This window comes from Epilithonimonas pallida, from assembly GCF_900182975.1.
Classification (GTDB): domain Bacteria; phylum Bacteroidota; class Bacteroidia; order Flavobacteriales; family Weeksellaceae; genus Epilithonimonas; species Epilithonimonas pallida.
The window spans coordinates 14,190-32,448 of record NZ_FXUO01000012.1 but is presented as its reverse complement, the minus strand read 5'-3'; the positions used below and the strand labels follow the sequence as shown (position 1 = coordinate 32,448).

Below are 18,259 nucleotides of genomic sequence, written 5' to 3'. Positions count from 1 at the left end.
GCGGATTTTCTAATTTCTATTTTCTTCTCTTCAATTCTTTTTGTATCAATCCTAATTCCCTTCCGGTTTGCCCGGCAACAGAGGTATTTTCCTGTGCACGTCTTGTAAGATAAGGAACAACATCTTTTACAGGTCCATATGGAAGATACTTAGCAACATTATAATGTTTGTCGGCAAGATAATAAGTAATATTATCACTCATTCCATAAAGCTGCCCGAAATAAATATGCGGATTATCGTGTTCCAACCCTTTAGTTTTCATTTTATCCATCACCAGCTCGGTTGACTTCTCATTATGCGTCCCGAAAAATGCTGAAACTTTATCCAGATGCGCCATTACAAAATCGATTCCGGCATTGTAATTATCATCCGTTGCCTGTTTGGTTGGCTGGATCGGATCCGGATAATTTTGCTCTTCGGCTCTTTTTCTTTCCTTCTCCATATATGCACCGCGAACAATCTTATAACCAATGAAATAACCTTTTTCTCTGGCTCTTTCCAGATGAGCGTTCATATATTCCAGACGACCGGTTCTGTACATTTGGATTGTGTTCCAGACAATGGCTTTTTCCTTATTGTATTTCTCCATCATTTCTTCGCAAAGTTGATCAGCCGCATCCTGCATCCAGGTTTCTTCCGCATCTACCATTACTTTTTTATCGCTTTCGAAACAAAGTTGACAAACTTCATCAAAACGCTGAACTACTCTATTCCATTCTTCTTTCTGGCTTGTTGTCAATTCTTTCCCTTTTCCAACTTCTTCATAAATATCAATTCTCCCAAAAGCTGTTGGCTTGAAAACAATAAACGGAATCGCTGGATTTCCTACAGAAAATCTGACAATATCTTTAATCTCTTTACAAACCGCATCAAAAACCTCTTCCTCTTCTTTACCTTCAATCGAATAATCGAAGATACTTCCAACGCCACGTTTGAACATCTGCTTCACAACCTTCATACTTTCTTCACGGGTTTCGCCACCGCAAAACTGTTCGAATAAAGTCTGCTTCACAATCCCATCCACAAACGGAAAATTGTTCTTAACGGTAAAATTGAGAAGAGAAACACCAATATTGGTCAATGCAGGCTGTTCAATCGCTTTGAACATCCAGTAGGCTTTTTTGAGCTGAGCATCCGTTTTATCAGCAAATGCGAGCTTTGTATCATTGAAAATACTCATATCCAGAATTTGGTCTCAAATGTAAATATTATTTCGATTTTTGAATGACTTTTGAAGCTAAATTTTATCAGAAATATAAAATTAATTAAACAAAAAATCGATAATTCATCATAATCAGAAATCCGCCGAATGAATGATAATTTTTACAGTTGATTTTTATTAATTATCAAACAAACCCTTTCAGAGTTTGAAACTCTGAAAGGGTTTAAATTTATATTTCAATACTTCGACTACGTTCAACCCAACACTCACATAGAATAAAAACTTTGTATTTGTGTTAAAATCTTTGTGATTTTGTGGTTAAGCTTAATCAATGCAAAAAATGTCTCATTCCCGTGAACAACATCGGAATCTTGTGCTCATTCGCTGCTTCGATAGAATCATTGTCTTTCATACTTCCACCCGGCTGAATAATCGCTTTGATACCTTCCTGAGCACAGAAATCCACTACATCTCTGAACGGGAAAAACGCATCCGAAGCCAGAACCAACTCGCCATCGAATTTCTTTTTTGCTCTTTCAATGGCCTGTTGTGTTGCCCAGATTCTGTTCACCTGTCCTCCGCCAATTCCGATTGCCTGAACACCGTTTGATACAACAATCGCATTGGATTTCACATATTTAACAACTCTTTGAGAGAATAACAAAGCTTTTCTCTGCTCTTCTGTTGGAGCCGTTTCTGTCATTAATTTGATATCGTCTGAAAATTGATCATCAGCATTCTGAACAAGCATTCCGCCATCGATTTTTACCCAAACCTGTTTGTCAGTAACTGAATTTTTGATTTTGATGATTCTAAGGTTTTTCTTTTTTCTAAGAATTTCCAAAGCTTTATCATCAAAGTCAGTCGCCATTACAATCTCAAGGAAGGTTTTGTTTAATTCCTCTGCTGTTGCAGCGTCTACTTTATAATTCATTCCAATGATGCCACCAAAAATAGAAATCGGGTCACATTCAAAAGTTTTTGTGTAAGTTTCCAAAGCTGAAGTTCCAACCGCAACACCGCAAGGTGTAGAATGTTTAACGGCACAACAAGCCATTTCTTCTTTGAACTCGTTGACGACTTTCCAGCACAAATCCATATCACGAAGATTATTGAAAGACAATTCTTTACCGCCCAAAATCTCAAAATCTTTCATTGCACCATTTTCGAAAGTCGAAGTATAATAAGCTGCAGACTGATGAGGATTCTCACCATATCTAAGGTCAGAAACCTTTTTGTAAGAAGCATTCAAATAAGTAGGATATTCTTCATCCAAAAGCATACTGGAAATCGCTGCATCATAAGCAGAAGTCAGATTGAATACTTTTCCGGCCAATTTTTTTCTGGTTTCGATGGCTGAATCACCGTTTTCTGACATTTCATTTTTAACGATTTCATAATCATTAACATCAGTCAAAACTGTTACAGAATTAAAATTCTTAGCCGCAGAACGCAACATAGAAGGTCCGCCAATATCGATGAATTCTACTTTTTCGTCAAGAGAAATAGCCTTGTTCACGTTTTCAAAAAACGGATAAAGATTCACGATTACCATATCAATCAGTCCGATTCCGTACTCCTGAACTGTTTTCATATGTTCATTGTTGGAACGAACTGCCAGTAATCCGCCGTGAACTTTTGGGTGAAGCGTTTTCACTCTTCCGTCCAGCATCTCCGGAAAATCGGTCACTTCATCAATTTGGATTGGATTAAGTCCGGCATCTTTCAGATGTTTGAAAGTGCCGCCTGTGGAAATCAGTTCGTAATTGTTAGCTTCCAAAAATCTGGCAAAATCTACCAAACCGCTTTTATCAGAAACACTGATCAATGCTCTTTTTTTACTCATTCTTTCTTTCAATTTTACTTTTTACAGCTTTATTCAAACTGTGATTTACCGGTTCTTTCACCTCCGGATTTCTATTATTAGATTGCTCCAACGGAGCTGTTAGTTTCGTTTTTAAAAATTAAAGTTAATTTGAATTAAAATTCATAAACTACTATATCAAAATATTTTATGAATCAAAATATAATTTTTACTTTAACTTAATAAAGTCTATTTATTAAGAACCAAATCAATGGCTATTGGGAAAATATCATATTCAATCTGATGAACTTTTTGAGCTAATGTTTCTGCTGTATCATGCTCATCAATATCAAATTTTCCCTGCAGAATAACTTTGCCTTCATCAATTCCCGAAGTCACAAAATGAACGGTTGCACCACTTTCTTTTTCGCCAGCTTCAATCACAGCATTGTGAACATGATGGCCCCACATTCCTTTTCCACCAAATTTGGGCAACAACGCCGGATGAATATTAATAATCTTTCCGCTCCATTTTTCGCAGAATTCTGGTTTTAAAATCGATAGAAAACCTGCCAGAACAATCAAATCTGTATTTTCGGGAATTGCTTTTTCTAAATTCTCATAAAAGTCCTTTCCTCGTTTGATTAATTGATTCGGAATGTTATGTTTTTCTGCTCTTTCCAATCCGAAACATTCTCTGTCAGCAATGACTTGATTGATTTTCGCATTCCGGATTTTACCATTGTCAATGCAGTCAATAATTCTTTGCAAATTGGTTCCTGAACCTGAAATTAAAATAGTGATATTCTTCATAATCTAACCACAAAGACACAAAAGGATTCACAAGACTCGCAAATTTGTGCTCTTTGTGCAAAGGCTTTGTGACTTTGTGTTTAATACAATTTAATTTTCTCAAAATCTTCTGTTATTTCCCCAATTTCGTAAGCATCTTCCAAAAGGTCAAGGATTTTGTCAATATGATTCTCATCGGTTACTAAAACCATTCCCACACCCATATTGAACGTCCCGTGCATTTCTTTTCTGTCGATGTTTCCTCGTTTTTCCAGTTCTAACATCACTGTTGGAACTTTAATTTTGGATTCATCAATACTTGCGCAAAGCCCTTCCGGAATGATTCTCGGAACATTCTCGTATAATCCGCCTCCTGTGATATGTGCAATTCCATATACAGGAACTTCTTCCAATACTTTGTGAATGTCTTTGTAATACAATCTTGTAGGAACAAGCAATGTCTCATACAAAGGTTTCCCTTCGAATTCTTCTTCAAAATTTGGAAAGATCTTTCTTACCAAAGAAAAACCATTGGAATGAAATCCAGAACTTGGAATCGCAATGATTTTGTTACCTTTTCTGATTTTGGAACCGTCTATAATCTGGTCCTTTTCAACAATACCTACGCAAAATCCAGCCACATCGTAATCGCCCGGCTGATACATCCCCGGCATTTCAGCAGTTTCTCCGCCAATCAAAGCACAATTGTTATCCTTGCATGCATTGACCATCCCCAGAACAATTTCTGCTGCAATGTCAGAATCCAGCTTTCCGCAAGCCAGATAATCCAGAAAAAACAATGGTTTTGCGCCGTGGCAAAGGATATCATTCGCACACATTGCGAAACAGTCAACTCCGATAGAGTCGTACTTTTTAGAATCAAGAGCGACCTTTAGTTTGGTTCCAACACCATCTGTTCCGGAAACCAGAACCGGATTCTTGTAACCTGCGATTTCGTAAAGCGCACCAAAGCTTCCAAGATTGTTAAGAACATTTTTGTTATGGGTTTCAGCAACGGCAGATTTGATTTTATCAACAGTCTTGTAACCTTCTTCTTTATCTACACCGGCTGATTTATAGGTATTGCTCATTTTTACTTTCAGAATTGCGATTCTTTCGATTCTTTCAGGTTTTGACACCCGAAAGAATCTTGGAATTCATTAGATTTATTTCAAACTTACTTTTTCAATTTTGGACAATAAAAAAGCCGACAATCTTAGAGATTATCGGCCGTTATTCTTGTTGACAAGTTCAGAGGCGCTTGTGTAATTCTTTTGACAAGAATTAGGTTGCGGCTGGAAATGAACTTGTATGATTTTCATTTTCTTTCTTTGATGACAAAGTTAAGCAATCTTAACATTAATATCCAAAATCTTATCCAAAAAAATTTTTAACAGCAGATAATTTCTCCTGAAACTCAGCATTCTTTTCTTCATCTATAATACCTTTTTCGGAATCAAACGTCTCTTTAAACTTAGGGAGATAGAAACTTTGAAGGATATTAGCGCCACTGGATTTAGATCTTTGCTCAAAAGCAGCCACCACGTGTCTTCCACCGCCAGGACCTGTTGCTGTTGCCAAAAGAAATACCGGTTTTTCTCCAAAATGTTTTCTGTCTTTGATTCTGGAAACCCAGTCGAATACATTTTTAAAAGCAACTGTATAAGAGCTGTTATGTTCTGCTAAAGCGATAATCAACAAATCGGATGAATCTATTTTCTCTGCAAATCTCAATGCCAAAGTCGGGATTCCATCGTGCTTTTCCCTGTCCACGCTAAACATTGGCATCTCGTAATCGTTCAAGTCCAGAACTTCTACTTCTGCACCTGTGAATTGTTTTGCTGCGTATTCTGCTAATTGCTTATTAATGGATTCTCGGGAATTACTTCCGGCAAATGCTACTATTTTCATTATATTCAAAATTAAAGTCCCAAATTTAGGGACTTTAGAAATTAAAAAGATTGATACAGGATATTATTTTTCGATTTTTAAAATATCCAGAATAGTTCCGTACAAAACTTCTGCTCCTAAAGCCAAATCTTCTGGCGAAGAATACTCCAATGGATTGTGACTAATGCCATCTTTGCAGCGGACAAAAATCATCCCGTAATCGCAGGCATAAGAAATTGCCATTGCGTCGTGAAAAGGACCGCTCATTAGTTCCGGTGTATCTTGTAAGCCGATTTTTTCACAATTATTCCGGATGATATCTTTAATCCAATCCGCACAATATCGCGGTTCTGATTTCCAGTCTTCGGATATTTCATAAGATAATCCATGTTTTTTGGAAATCTCATCAATTTTATCTAATAATTGTTTTTCGTAACGGTTTCTTCTTTCCAGATCGATGTCTCTCAAATCCAACGTAAATTCTACTTCTTCCGGAATAATATTTCGGGAAGCAGGAAAAACCTTGATTGTTCCGCATGTTCCAACTGTCGGATTTCCCGGGACTTGATTGGCAATTTCGTTAAGGGCAATAATGATTTCCGATGCGCCAACCAAAGCATCTTTTCTCATTGGCATCGGAACAGAACCGGCGTGACCAGCCATTCCTTTCAGTTTTACGGTCAGCCAAATCGGACCGGAAATACCCGAAACCACAGCAATCGGTTTTTCCTGAATATCCAAAACAGGACCTTGCTCAATGTGAAGTTCAAGGTAGCAATAGATGCTTCCGTCTCTATATTCCGATTCTTTAAATTTTGTTATGTCACAGCCAAATTCTTTCAGAGCCTGTTCTCTTGTGATTCCGTTGGCGTCTGTTCTCTGTAATTCGCCTTCTTCAAGTCTTCCTAGAATTCCTCGCGAGCCAAATAAACCTTTGTTAAAGCGCCAGCCTTCTTCATCTGCAAAAGAAATGATTTCTAAAGTTCTTTCGGATTTCAATCCCTTCTCTTGCAGTGTAATAGCTGCTTCAATCGCACAAAGAACGCCGGCAACACCGTCATATCTTCCGCCATAAGGTTGAGAATCGAGATGTGAACCAACCATCAGAACCGGCAAATCAGGATTAGTTCCTTCTAACCTTCCGATGAGATTCCCAAAGTTGTCAATTCTGGTTGTCATTCCAGCAAATTTCATCCACGATGAAGCGAGTTCAAATGCTTTTTTTTCGTCAGGAGAATGCGCAGGTCTATTAGTTCCTGTTTCACCGATTTTCCCGATTTTGGACATTTCGGTGAAGAAGTTTTCGAGGCGTAAATGATTAATATTCATAAATAAATTCTAAATTAATGATATTAAATTTAAAGCATCCGTCATATTTAGAGTATTATAATCAGTCTTAATCATTGTAGTTGATTTGTAGTAAATATTATTTGGGAATGTGCTTATTAGCTTTATAGGATTCTTAAATTTATTATTACAAGCACATACAAAAGTGTCTATACCTAAAGAATTATATTTATTAATCTTCTCAATAGTAGCTTTAGAATAATCTCCCATAGAGAAAAGAGCAACTTTTCTTCCTAATGGAAAATTTAATATATCTTCAAAATCCCTCTTACCAAAAGCTGTTTTACCTGTACTGGTAACTCCTGCTATTTTTAATAATTCGTCATATAAAATATTAAAAGTATGGGTTTTCCCAACGCTATTATCTCCAAATAGTGCAATTATATTCATCTTAATAAATCCTAATTAATGATCATTCAGCGGTAAACCCTGTTCCTGGAACTGAACCCAGTTGAGATAGTCCGGAGCAACACGTTTTTCTTCCATTGTAATGCAGTTGTCAACCGGGCAAACCAGCTTACAAAGGTTGCAGCCAACACATTCCGGTTCGTTGATGGTGTAAGTATTGTAAGGCATTCCGTCACCTTTGAAAATGGCCTGATGTGATGTGTCTTCGCAGGCAATGTGACATAATCCGCAATGGATACATTTGTCCTGATTGATATTAGCAACAATGTGAAAATTGAGGTCAAGTTTTTCCCATTCGGTCATTGTAGGAACTGATTTGCCTACGAAATCTGTGATTTTTTCAAAACCTTTTTCGTCCATCCAGTTATTGAGACCCTCGCATAAATCTTCCACAATTCTGAATCCATATTTCATCGCAGCTGTACACACCTGAACGGAAGTAGAACCCAACAACATAAATTCTACCGCATCCTGCCAGGTTGAAACGCCTCCAATTCCTGAAATCGGAACTTGGGAAGTAACAGGATCTTTCGAAATGGTTGTCAGCATTTTAAGCGCAATCGGTTTAACTGCCGGTCCGCAATAGCCACCAAAAACAGATTGTCCGCCAACATTCGGATTCGGAACAAACGTATCCAAATCGATTCCTGTAACAGATTGGATGGTATTGATCAAAGATAATGCATTGGTTCCGGCATTGACTGCCGCTCTTCCTGTCGGAACCACGGAATGAACATTAGGCGTCAGTTTTGTAATGACCGGCAATGTGGCGACCTCCATTACCCATTCCACAATCATTCCTGCAATTTCCGGGTCTTGCCCGACAGCTGCACCCATTCCGCGCTCGGTCATCCCGTGAGGACAACCAAAATTGAGCTCGAAGCCGTGAGCGCCTGTCTGTTCACAGCGTTTTACCATTTCGTGCCACGCTTCTCTTGTGTTATCTGCCATTAGCGAAATAATCATCGCTCTGTCCGGAAATTCCCTTACCACTTCTTCGATTTCCCTGAGATTGATATCCAAAGGTCTGTCAGAAATTAACTCAATATTATTAAAACCTGCAACACGCTGTCCATTGAAATTGATTGCAGAATAACGGGAAGAAACGTTCTTTACCTGGGAACCCAATGTTTTCCAAACAACGCCGCCCCAGCCTGCTTCAAACGCACGCATTACATTTACTTTTTTATCTGTTGGCGGTGCTGAAGCCAGCCAAAAAGGATTAGGAGATTTTATACCTAAAAAGTCACAAGAAATATCAGCCATTGATTTAATTTTAAATTTAAATTGTGAATTAATTAATTCATCATGTATTCTAAAATGGAACGTGCTGCCAATTTTCCATCCTGAGCAGCGTTCACAACTTCTTTTCCGCCATTGATGCAGTCTCCGCCAGCAAAGACACCTTTCCAGTTGGTTTCATAAGCGGAATTAACGGAAACTTTCCCATAAGAATTCTGTAATTCGTAATTGGAAATTAATCCTTCGAATGGTGTTTGCCCGGCTGCTTTGATGATCATATCGCATTCGATCTCAAAGGTTTCGCCGGTTTCCACAGGACTTCTCCTTCCGGAAGCATCAGCATCACCTAATTTCATCCTGCTGCAAACCAAAGATTTTACATTTCCGTTATCAGCATAAACTTCTTTCGGTGCTGCAAGATATTCCATATTACAACCGTCCAGTTTGGCAATATCTAATTCTACATCGGTGCAAGGTTTTTCGTTTTCGGTTCTTCTGTAAACAATCGTCACATCTTTTGCACCCAATCTTTTTGCCTGAGTTGCCGCATCTATCGCTGTCATTCCCAAACCAATCACAACAACTTTATCACCAACAGGGACAGTTGAAAAATCATTGGTTCTAAGATTATAGATATAAGAAATCGCATCTTCAACTCCTTCAGAATCTTCCCCGGAAATATCTAGTCTTCTCGCAACTCCGACACCGATACCAAGGAAGACTGCATCAAAATTGTCCTGCAATTCTTTCAAATGAATATCCTTTCCTAATTCCTGGTTGTATCTGATATCGATTCCGCCAATGGATGTGATATATTTCACTTCGTCTTCGCAGAATTCCGGTGTCACTTTGTAGGCTGCGATTCCGTAAGTCATAAGACCACCGCCTTTTGATTCTTTCTCGAAAATGGTAACATCAACACCTTCCTTCGCCAAATAGAAAGCACAAGCCAATCCCGCAGGACCAGCTCCTACAACCGCTACTTTTTTTCCAAGAGAAGGTCTTCTCTCGAACAATTGCCAGTTGTTATACATTGCTTTTTCAGTAGAATATCTCTGTAGACGTGCTATCTGAATCGGTTCTTCGTGAAGAAGGTTATAAACACAAGAGCCTTCACATAATTTCTCCACAGGACAAACTTTGGAACAGCTTGCTCCCATAATATTATCCGTAAAAATGGTACGAGCCGAGCCTTTCACATTATCTGTCGCTATCTGCTTTATAAACTTTGGAATGTTAATATGCGTCGGACACATCTTTATACAAGGTGCGTCATAGCACATTATGCAACGATTGGCTTCTATTATAGCTCCTTCGCGATTATCAAACGGTGGGTGAATGTCTGCAAAATTTTCCTGATATTGTTCAGTAGTTAAGCGTCTGTTTGCTATCATAATTTTCTTAGTTGTCAGTTGTTGTTTTTTTAATAACTAATGTTTAATTGATTGTCAAATCGTTATTTTATCTACAAAGTGCAGCCCGGCTTGAACGGACTCTTCGAGAGCCTTAGAGTGACAAAGCGGGAGTGGAAGGCGGATATAGCTGCCATAAAATTTATAATTGAGTTAAGTCATCGTAAGTCTCTGGTCTTCTGTCCCTGTAAAACTGCCATTTGGAGCGCACCTGGTCTATCAGATCCAAATCGAATTCGGCAATGAGAAGCTCATCGTTGTCTTCGGATGCTGTTGCGAAGATTTCACCCAAAGGATTGACGAAATAAGAAGTTCCGTAGAATTTCCCGAGATTCCAGGGTTTTTCTGTCCCAACACGGTTGATGCAGCCCATAAAATAACCATTGGCTACAGCGTGAGCCGGCTGTTCCAGCTTCCAAAGGTATTGAGACTGACCAACTGTTGTTGCAGAAGGATTGTAAACGATTTCTGCTCCGTTGACTCCCAAAACTCTTGCGCCTTCCGGAAAATGTCTGTCGTAACAGATATAAACCCCGACTTTAGCATATCTTGTCTGGAAAACAGGATAGCCCATATTTCCAGGTTTAAAGAAATATTTTTCCCAGAATCCACCCGTTTGCGGAATGTGATTTTTGCGATATTTCCCGAGATATTTCCCGTCTGCATCTATGACTGCCGCTGTGTTGTAAAGAATTCCAGCACCATCTTTTTCATAAACCGGAACGATGATGACCATTTGGTATTTTCTGGCATATTCCGACATCAAATCCGTTGTAGGACCGGGAACCGTTTCTGCCGACTCATACCATTTCGAATCCTGACCAGGGCAAAAATAAGGTGTGTTGAAAATCTCCTGAAAGCATAAAATCTGCACGCCTTTTTCACCAGCTTCGTCGATATAAGGCAGATGTTTTTCCAACATGGCCTGTTTTATTTCTTCAATGGTTCCTTCGCCTTCTGTTTTTGCCAGAGACATCTGGATTAATCCTGATTTTATGATTCGAGACATAGCTTTCAGTTATAAGTTATGAATTATTAGTTTTTATATTTTGTCTGAAACTTTGCTTCTTTTAATGAATTGACCATAGCCTTTTGGAATAAGGCATTCATTATTATCAATAGCAACTTTTCCACGCAGTAAGACTGTTTTTACTTTCCCGGTCACTTCCCAGCCTTCGTAACCGCTGTAATCCACATTCATATGATGGGTTTTTGCAGAAATCGTATGCTTTTCATTCGGGTCGAAAATGACTAAATCAGCATCAGAGCCAATAGAAATCGTTCCTTTTTTAGGATACATCCCGAAAATCTTTGCAGGATTGGTACAAGCTACTTCCACGAATTTACTTAATGTGATTCTGCCTTTATCGACACCTTCAGAATACAAAAGCTCCATCCGGTTTTCTACAGCCGGATGACCATTTGGAATTTTGGAAAAATCATCAATTCCCATTAGTTTCTGTTCCCAAAAAAACGGACAATGATCTGTTGCCACGACATTGACCAATCCTTGGTTAATTCCTGCCCAAAGCGTTTCCTGGTCTTTTTTCTCTCGTAATGGTGGCGACATTACCCATTTTGCACCTTCAAAATCCTGCTCATACAAACTTGCATCAAGAATCAAATACTGGATACAGGTTTCCACGAAAACGTGCTGATTTCTTCTGGTTGCATTTCTCACCGCATTAAGAGCACCTTCACAGGTCAGATGAACAATATAGCCGGGACAACCTGTGAAATTCGTCATATCTACAAAACGTTCACTGGCTTCTGCTTCGGTTACTTCCGGTTGTGACAAATAATGGTAAATCGGTGCCCGATTCCCTTCATTTCTGTTTTTCTGAACCAGATAATCAATCATATCACCATTGGTTGCATGAACATTGATAAGTCCGCCGTGTTGTTTTACTTCTTCCATCAAGCCGACCATCTGACGATCATCAACCATCAATGCACCTTTGTAAGCCATAAAGGTTTTGAAAGAAGTAATACCTTCCTCTTCAATCATTTCACGGATTTCCGGTTTTGTATTCTCATTATAATCGGTAACAGCCATATGAAAACTGTAATCGCCAACAGCATTTCCGTCGCTTCTTCCCTTCCATTCTTCCAAAGCAGAACGAAGTGATTTTCCCTGAGTCTGCAAAATAAAATCGATAACCATAGTCGTTCCGCCAAATAACGCAGCACGGGTTCCGGTTTCATAAGAATCGCTGGAAAAAGTTCCCATAAATGGCATATCCAAATGAACATGCGGATCTATTCCTCCAGGAAAAATCAATTTTCCGGAAGCTTCAATGACTTCATCCGCTTCATAATTCAAATTCTTTCCGATGGCCGAAATCGTTTCACCTTCGATAAAAATATCGCCAATGAAATTTTCTGAAGCTGTGACTATATTTCCGTTTTTGATTAAAATACTCATACGTAATTATAAATGATGAATGATAAATTATTAATGATGCTTTTTTGGTTCTTTAATTTTGTTTTTCATTAAGATGAAATAAACCAATCCGCTGATGAAGAATCCGACAAACCAACCATAGTGATAAAGGTTTGTCAGCCATTCCGGAACCAAATCTGCAGGAATTAATTTAACAGTAACTAAAAATCCAGGAATATTAGGGAGAATTCCAAGAATCAGTGCCATAATGGCTTTGGAATTGAATCCGTTTTTGTAAGAATAAGTTTTTCCTTCCTGATATAATTCTTCAAGAATCAACTTTTGCTTTCGGACAAAAAAGTAGTCTGAAATCATAATGCCACCAATCGGTCCAAGCAAACTTGAGTAACCGACCAGCCAGGTAAAAATATACCCGGAAGGATCTGCAATCAGCTTCCAAGGACATATTAATATCCCAATAATACCCGTGATATAACCGCCCGTTCTGAAAGTAATTTTAGTTGGATTGAGATTGGCAAAATCATTGGCAGGACTTACAATATTCGCTGCAATATTAGTTGCTAAAGTAGAAATGGCGATTGCTAACATCGCTAAAGTCACCAGGATTTTATTTTCAAATTTTCCCGCAAGAATTACCGGGTCCCAAATTGTGGTTCCATATATAATCGTAGTCGCTGAAGTCACTACCACGCCAATGAATGAGAAAACTGCCATAGACGGAGGCAAACCAATCATTTGTCCATTGATTTGAGCCTTCTGGGAAGTGGCATACCTTGTAAAATCCGGGATATTCAAAGATAATGTTGCCCAGAATCCAACCATTCCCGTCAGAGCAGGAAAAAAAAACTTCCAGAATTCTGAAGATGTTTGAAACTTAGAGGGTTGGTCTAGTATTCTGCCCAGACCATCTGTTGAGTATATTGCCCAAAATAAAAGAGCAAAAGCTGCAGCCGGAAGGAATACTGCTTTAAAAACCAATAATTTACGAATGCTGTCTACTCCAAAATAAACCACAATCATATTGATTGCCAGAAAAATCAGAAAGCAGACCATTTCCAAGGCAGGAGGGAAAAATCCCGTGACCATTGGCTCCGAAAGTGAAGGTATCCAGACTCTCAAAATCTGATAAAATGAAACTCCACCAATCCACGTCTGAATCCCAAACCATCCACATGCGACAATTGCTCTTAGTAATGCAGGAATATTAGCGCCCGCAGTTCCAAAACTGGCTCTTGCAAATACAGGAAAAGGAATTCCGTATTTTGTCCCGGCGTGACCGTTAAGAATCATCGGAATCAACACAATAAGATTTCCTAAAAATATAGTCACTACCGATTGCCACCAGTTCATCCCACCTTCTATCAGAGAACTTGCCAGCATATAGGTTGGGATACACATTGACATACTGATCCATAATGAGGCATAATTCCATGTTCCCCAGGTTCTTTTATTTGGAGAAACAGGAGCCAAATCTTCATTATAAAGTTTTGGATCAAAAACAGGATCAGTATTGATATCCGGCATTATTTAATAAAATAGTGTTAGTATGTAGCTTCATCAGCAATCTTAAGAGCTTCTGAAATAATTGCCAGCCCTTTGTCGATTTCTTCTTTTGTAATAATCAATGGTGGCGCAATAAAAATATAACCCCATCTTACGAAAGTATACATTCCCAGTTCTTTGATTTTAGCAGCAACCTTATTCATTACCATCATTTCATCCGGTTTTGCATTGAAAGGCGCCATTGGTTCTTTGGTTTGCCTGTTTTTCACCAGCTCAAGACAGCCAAGCAGTCCTGTATTCCTAAAATCACCGATTGAAGGATGGATCTTTTTCATTTCTTCAATTCGGGACTCCAGATATTTTCCCATTTCTGCGGCTCTTTCGATAAGATGATCTTCTTCATATATCCTGATCACTTCCATAGCGGCAGCACACGAAACAGCGTGAGCGGAATAGGTCAGCCCTAATGGCAATACCACATCATCATATTTAGAGGCGATCTTTTCTGAAACCATTACACATCCCAATGGAAGATAGCCACAAGTAAGACCTTTGGCCATAACAATCATATCCGGAATAATATCATGATTCTGAAATCCGAACCATTTCCCGGTTCTTCCGAAACCTGACATTACTTCATCCATGATCAATAATATACCATGCTTATTACAGATTTCTCTCACTTTTTTCAGATAACCTTTGGGATACTGCAAGCAGCCGGAAGTTCCGGATTCGCCTTCCAGAAGAATAGCAGCAATAGTTCCGGGACCTTCATATTCAATTTGCCTTTCCAATGAAGCAACTGCATCTTTCAGGAGGTTGTCTTCACCGTATTCGTAACGATAAGCATAAGGCAAATCGAAGTGAACAAAGTTGGGCGCTTGCTGGGCATCTACAGGGATTTTCCTAGGGTCTCCACCTGCCGAAATGGCACCAATCGTAGCGCCATGATAAGACTGATATCTTGTAAAGATCTTATGTCTGCCTGTATAAAGTCTAGCTAATTTAATAGCATTTTCGTTAGATGTTGCTCCACAAACCGTGAAGAAAGCACGATTCAGATCGCCTGGACAAATTTCTGCAAGCTTCTTACCCAAGTCGCCTCGGACCTTTGAAACACAGCTTGGTGAAATGAAGGCTACCTGCTGCATCTGTTTTACAACAGCATTTGTAACACGCTGGTCTCCGTAACCGATATTGGAATTCATGAGACCGGAAGAAAAATCAATGATTTTTTGCCCGCTGTAATCATAAAGATATACACCTTCTGCCCTTTCTACCGCAAACGGGTCAATTCCTTTCTGTTTGGACCATGACATTATCGTGTAATCGAGCGCATTGTCAATTACTTCCTGTCTATTGACTTTATTTTCTAATGTTTCTGACATCATTGATTTGAAATTTGAAATTCATAATTTTCAATACTTTAGCTCATCCAGTTGATTCCGGCTTCGGGATTCCATTTGGTAGTCATCTTTTTCAGCTTGGTCCAGAACTCAATAGAACTTTTCCCGGTAATATCACCCACCCCGAATCTGGATTCGTTCCAGCCTCCGAAGGAAAAAGGCTCTCTCGGTACTGGCACACCGATATTAACACCAATCATTCCGGCCGAAGCATTTTCCATCACATATCTGGCAAGCCCTCCGCTCTGTGTAAAAACGGAAGCCGCATTGCCATAAGGATTTGCATTTTCAATTTTCAAAGCATCTTCGAGACTCCGGCTTCTGATAATGGAGATAACCGGCCCGAAGATCTCTTCTTTTGCCACAGACATTTCCGGTGTCACAAAATCTATAATTGTAGGACCGACATAATAGCCGTTTTCCTTACCCTCAACTTTATAATTTCTTCCATCCAAAAGTATTTTTGCCCCATCTTTCTCAGCCTGGGTGATATAATTTTCTATTCTCTCCTTAGCCGCTTTTGAAATCACGGAACCAAGGTTTTTCCCGGGAATCACATTTTTAGCTTCCTTCACCATTTTTTCAATAATATGATCTGTCTGCCCAACAGCCACCATTGCCGAAGCTGCCATACATCTTTGTCCTGCACAACCCGACATTGAAGCTGTCACATTAGCAGCAGTCATTTCGGGATTCGCATCCGGTAAAACCAACAGATGATTTTTCGCACCTCCCAGCGCCAGGCATCTTTTAAGATTAGATGTAGCTCTTTGATAGACAATCTTGGCAACTTTTGTGGATCCTACAAATGATACTGCTTCTATATCAGGATGATCACAGATAGCTTCCACAATCTCCTTTTCACCATGTACGATATTGAATACACCATCCGGAAGACCTGCCTGCTTCAGAAGCTCTGCAATTTTCAGAGCACTCAAAGGAACTAATTCTGATGTTTTCAGGATCATCGTATTGCCGAGTGTTATTGCATTTGGGATTGTCCAATTAGGCACCATTGAAGGAAAATTAAACGGTACAATAGAGGCAACAACACCTAAAGCTGCATGTTCTGTTCTGCATTCTACCCCTTTGCTTACTTCCAGAATCTCACCCTGGATCAACTGAGGAAGTGACACAGCAAACTCAGTCAGCTCAATGCTTTTTTCTATCTCGGCCCTGGCTTCGTCCAGGGTTTTCCCGTTTTCTTCCTGAATCAACGCTGATAACTCGTTGATGTTCTCTTCCAGAAGTCTCTTGTATCTGAAAAAAACCTGAACCCTATCCTTTATTGGAGTTTTTGACCATGTTTTAAAAGCTTCTTTTGCTGCCGAAACTGCTTTATCTAAATCGTCTTTTGAAGATACAGCCACTTCCGCAATCACTTCACCGGTTAGCGGAGATTCCACATTCATCCAGCGATCTGTAATGGTTCCAACAAAGACTCCATTAATATAATTATTAACTTTTCCGTATTTATTTGACATTTTTATTAATGATTTTATAAAGATTTTAACGAAAGCTAATCTAAAAAACAATTTTCAATAATATGCAATTTTTACAATAATTTATAATCATTCTAAAAAATTTGCAAAAATTTGATACTTTTGTGTAAAATTTATTCTAAATGGAAAATAAGCTGGACGAAATTGATTTTCTAATTCTCAAAGAACTCCAAAAAGACGGCCGTGCATCATTTACAGAAATAGCCGATAAACTCAAGGTTTCTATCAGTAATGTTAGAAGCCGAGTGACCAAGCTTATCGAGGAAAAGACCATTCAGATCGTTGGAAGAATCAATCCTCAGAATGTCGGTTTCAATGCTTACGCGAATATTGCAGTCTCGGTGCGTCCTGCCAACCTGATCCCAAGTGTGATAGATACTCTTCTGAAAATGCCGGAAGTCAGCTTCCTGGCCAATACAGCCGGAGAATTTGATATCGAAGTCGATATTATGAGTAAAAATAATGAACAGCTTCACCAGCTGGTCAATCAGAAAATTGCTAAAATAGAAGGCGTATTTCAGACTAAAACTACGCTCTACATGAAAGTGCACAAATATGCCCAACCCGATCTGGATCTGGTGAAATAAAGGGAGGGGGGGGGGTAACCTTTTATTTTCTGAAAATATGCAAAAAAAATTGAGCAGTAATTGCTCAATTTTTCAACATAACTTTATTATTTAGCATCTATTATTTGACTGCCGATTTGGCTTTTTCTGATTCCATCAGGTGATGTTCCAGAGTCGGAACGGTTTTGCCGGCAAATGCTTTTAAAGAAGCCTCTGATCCTTTGGACGCTTCTTCTTTGAACTCCGCAATATCTTTTTTATGATCACTAACCATAAGATCTGTATAGGCACGGTCAAAGTCTACACCTTTTTTAGCCTTCAGATCATCATATTTTTTCTGCTTATCTGCATCCAGGCCTGTTGGTAAAGTATAACCCACAGCTGACGCCCATTGTTTGAGCTCATCATTCGCTTTGCTGTGATCCTTAACCATCATTGCTCCAAGAGATTTCACAGCCGCATTGGAAGCATTGGTGGAAGCCAGATGCCCCATTTGCACTTCCATTATTCCACCTCTTGCAGCAGCATCAGCAAACTTTTTATCCTGCGTACTCAGATTAGTACCGGTAGTTTTCCCTGTTCCGGCAGATGTGGAATCTGAAGGCATCACTGTACTGTCGGTGTTCAGTGCAGCAGAATCATTAGGTGTTGTTATAGCGGTGCTGTCACCAGCTGTATCCATTGTCGTCGTTTCACTTTTTTTGCAGGCTACCAATGCCGCTACAACCAGAAGACTTAAGATTGAATTTTTCATAATAATATTATTTAGTGTGTGATGCTTTTTAAATTAACAATTTGTCTGCCAAACAATTACGCCAGCT

At 39.1% G+C, this 18,259-nt stretch carries 16 protein-coding genes; 1 reads left to right on the top strand and 15 read right to left on the bottom strand.

The window, feature by feature from the left end; genetic code table 11:
- Positions 1–16 precede the first annotated feature (16 nt).
- From QOL71_RS17200 to QOL71_RS17135, 14 genes are all read right to left on the bottom strand, one after another.
- Positions 17–1,180 carry a proline dehydrogenase family protein gene (locus QOL71_RS17200; protein WP_283418130.1) on the bottom strand — a complete coding sequence of 388 codons (1,164 nt, stop codon included), beginning with the start codon at positions 1,178–1,180 and terminating at the stop codon, positions 17–19.
- A gap of 310 nt (positions 1,181–1,490) precedes the next feature.
- Entirely contained in the window at positions 1,491–3,008 is a 1,518-nt protein-coding gene (purH, locus tag QOL71_RS17195; protein WP_283418129.1) for a bifunctional phosphoribosylaminoimidazolecarboxamide formyltransferase/IMP cyclohydrolase, read from the bottom strand.
- A gap of 207 nt (positions 3,009–3,215) precedes the next feature.
- Positions 3,216–3,779: a phosphoribosylglycinamide formyltransferase gene (gene purN, locus QOL71_RS17190; protein WP_283418128.1), complete on the bottom strand. Its 564-nt coding sequence runs from the start codon at positions 3,777–3,779 to the stop codon at positions 3,216–3,218.
- An 80-nt stretch (positions 3,780–3,859) separates the two neighbouring features.
- Positions 3,860–4,849, bottom strand: coding sequence for a phosphoribosylformylglycinamidine cyclo-ligase (gene purM, locus QOL71_RS17185; protein WP_283418148.1), 990 nt, complete (start codon positions 4,847–4,849; stop codon positions 3,860–3,862).
- A 283-nt stretch (positions 4,850–5,132) separates the two neighbouring features.
- Positions 5,133–5,669 (bottom strand): NADPH-dependent FMN reductase, encoded by a 537-nt coding sequence (locus QOL71_RS17180; protein WP_283418127.1) that lies wholly within the window; start codon positions 5,667–5,669, stop codon positions 5,133–5,135.
- A 63-nt stretch (positions 5,670–5,732) separates the two neighbouring features.
- A complete protein-coding gene (locus QOL71_RS17175; protein WP_283418126.1) occupies positions 5,733–6,977 on the bottom strand; it encodes a M20 family metallo-hydrolase in 1,245 nt (414 codons plus the stop codon).
- 9 nt (positions 6,978–6,986) lie between these two features.
- Positions 6,987–7,385, bottom strand: coding sequence for a hypothetical protein (locus QOL71_RS17170; protein WP_283418125.1), 399 nt, complete (start codon positions 7,383–7,385; stop codon positions 6,987–6,989).
- 15 nt (positions 7,386–7,400) lie between these two features.
- On the bottom strand, positions 7,401–8,669 hold the full coding sequence (gene preA, locus QOL71_RS17165) for an NAD-dependent dihydropyrimidine dehydrogenase subunit PreA (protein ID WP_283418124.1): 1,269 nt from the start codon (positions 8,667–8,669) through the stop codon (positions 7,401–7,403).
- Positions 8,670–8,701: 32 nt separating this feature from the next.
- Positions 8,702–10,039 (bottom strand): NAD(P)-dependent oxidoreductase, encoded by a 1,338-nt coding sequence (locus QOL71_RS17160; RefSeq protein WP_283418123.1) that lies wholly within the window; start codon positions 10,037–10,039, stop codon positions 8,702–8,704.
- A 160-nt stretch (positions 10,040–10,199) separates the two neighbouring features.
- Entirely contained in the window at positions 10,200–11,066 is an 867-nt protein-coding gene (locus tag QOL71_RS17155) for a nitrilase-related carbon-nitrogen hydrolase (RefSeq protein ID WP_283418122.1), read from the bottom strand.
- A 33-nt stretch (positions 11,067–11,099) separates the two neighbouring features.
- On the bottom strand, positions 11,100–12,482 hold the full coding sequence (hydA, locus tag QOL71_RS17150; protein WP_283418121.1) for a dihydropyrimidinase: 1,383 nt from the start codon (positions 12,480–12,482) through the stop codon (positions 11,100–11,102).
- A gap of 30 nt (positions 12,483–12,512) precedes the next feature.
- Entirely contained in the window at positions 12,513–13,985 is a 1,473-nt protein-coding gene (locus QOL71_RS17145; RefSeq protein ID WP_283418120.1) for an NCS1 family nucleobase:cation symporter-1, read from the bottom strand.
- A gap of 17 nt (positions 13,986–14,002) precedes the next feature.
- Positions 14,003–15,355: an aminotransferase class III-fold pyridoxal phosphate-dependent enzyme gene (locus QOL71_RS17140; RefSeq protein ID WP_283418119.1), complete on the bottom strand. Its 1,353-nt coding sequence runs from the start codon at positions 15,353–15,355 to the stop codon at positions 14,003–14,005.
- Between the two features lie 35 nt (positions 15,356–15,390).
- Positions 15,391–16,854 (bottom strand): CoA-acylating methylmalonate-semialdehyde dehydrogenase, encoded by a 1,464-nt coding sequence (locus tag QOL71_RS17135; protein WP_283418118.1) that lies wholly within the window; start codon positions 16,852–16,854, stop codon positions 15,391–15,393.
- A gap of 140 nt (positions 16,855–16,994) precedes the next feature.
- Here QOL71_RS17135 and QOL71_RS17130 point away from each other — a divergent pair, with 140 nt between their 5' ends.
- The gene (locus QOL71_RS17130; RefSeq protein ID WP_283418117.1) at positions 16,995–17,459 is read left to right on the top strand and encodes an Lrp/AsnC family transcriptional regulator; all 465 of its coding nucleotides are present in this window, start codon (positions 16,995–16,997) and stop codon (positions 17,457–17,459) included.
- A gap of 100 nt (positions 17,460–17,559) precedes the next feature.
- Here QOL71_RS17130 and QOL71_RS17125 read toward each other — a convergent pair whose 3' ends face one another.
- Entirely contained in the window at positions 17,560–18,192 is a 633-nt protein-coding gene (locus QOL71_RS17125) for a DUF4142 domain-containing protein (RefSeq protein WP_283418116.1), read from the bottom strand.
- Between the last annotated feature and the right edge of the window lie 67 nt (positions 18,193–18,259).

What these genes read in the sequence shown, in the direction of transcription:
- QOL71_RS17175 (WP_283418126.1), bottom strand. Translation starts at nt 6,977, where the DNA reads ATGAATATTAATCATTTACGCCTCGAAAACTTCTTCACCGAAATGTCC.
- QOL71_RS17160 (WP_283418123.1), bottom strand. Translation starts at nt 10,039, where the DNA reads ATGATAGCAAACAGACGCTTAACTACTGAACAATATCAGGAAAATTTT.
- purN (WP_283418128.1), bottom strand. Translation starts at nt 3,779, where the DNA reads ATGAAGAATATCACTATTTTAATTTCAGGTTCAGGAACCAATTTGCAA.
- preA (WP_283418124.1), bottom strand. Translation starts at nt 8,669, where the DNA reads ATGGCTGATATTTCTTGTGACTTTTTAGGTATAAAATCTCCTAATCCT.
- purH (WP_283418129.1), bottom strand. Translation starts at nt 3,008, where the DNA reads ATGAGTAAAAAAAGAGCATTGATCAGTGTTTCTGATAAAAGCGGTTTG.
- hydA (WP_283418121.1), bottom strand. Translation starts at nt 12,482, where the DNA reads ATGAGTATTTTAATCAAAAACGGAAATATAGTCACAGCTTCAGAAAAT.
- QOL71_RS17170 (WP_283418125.1), bottom strand. Translation starts at nt 7,385, where the DNA reads ATGAATATAATTGCACTATTTGGAGATAATAGCGTTGGGAAAACCCAT.
- QOL71_RS17180 (WP_283418127.1), bottom strand. Translation starts at nt 5,669, where the DNA reads ATGAAAATAGTAGCATTTGCCGGAAGTAATTCCCGAGAATCCATTAAT.
- QOL71_RS17135 (WP_283418118.1), bottom strand. Translation starts at nt 16,854, where the DNA reads ATGTCAAATAAATACGGAAAAGTTAATAATTATATTAATGGAGTCTTT.
- purM (WP_283418148.1), bottom strand. Translation starts at nt 4,849, where the DNA reads ATGAGCAATACCTATAAATCAGCCGGTGTAGATAAAGAAGAAGGTTAC.
- QOL71_RS17130 (WP_283418117.1), top strand. Translation starts at nt 16,995, where the DNA reads ATGGAAAATAAGCTGGACGAAATTGATTTTCTAATTCTCAAAGAACTC.
- QOL71_RS17200 (WP_283418130.1), bottom strand. Translation starts at nt 1,180, where the DNA reads ATGAGTATTTTCAATGATACAAAGCTCGCATTTGCTGATAAAACGGAT.
- QOL71_RS17125 (WP_283418116.1), bottom strand. Translation starts at nt 18,192, where the DNA reads ATGAAAAATTCAATCTTAAGTCTTCTGGTTGTAGCGGCATTGGTAGCC.
- QOL71_RS17145 (WP_283418120.1), bottom strand. Translation starts at nt 13,985, where the DNA reads ATGCCGGATATCAATACTGATCCTGTTTTTGATCCAAAACTTTATAAT.
- QOL71_RS17140 (WP_283418119.1), bottom strand. Translation starts at nt 15,355, where the DNA reads ATGATGTCAGAAACATTAGAAAATAAAGTCAATAGACAGGAAGTAATT.
- QOL71_RS17155 (WP_283418122.1), bottom strand. Translation starts at nt 11,066, where the DNA reads ATGTCTCGAATCATAAAATCAGGATTAATCCAGATGTCTCTGGCAAAA.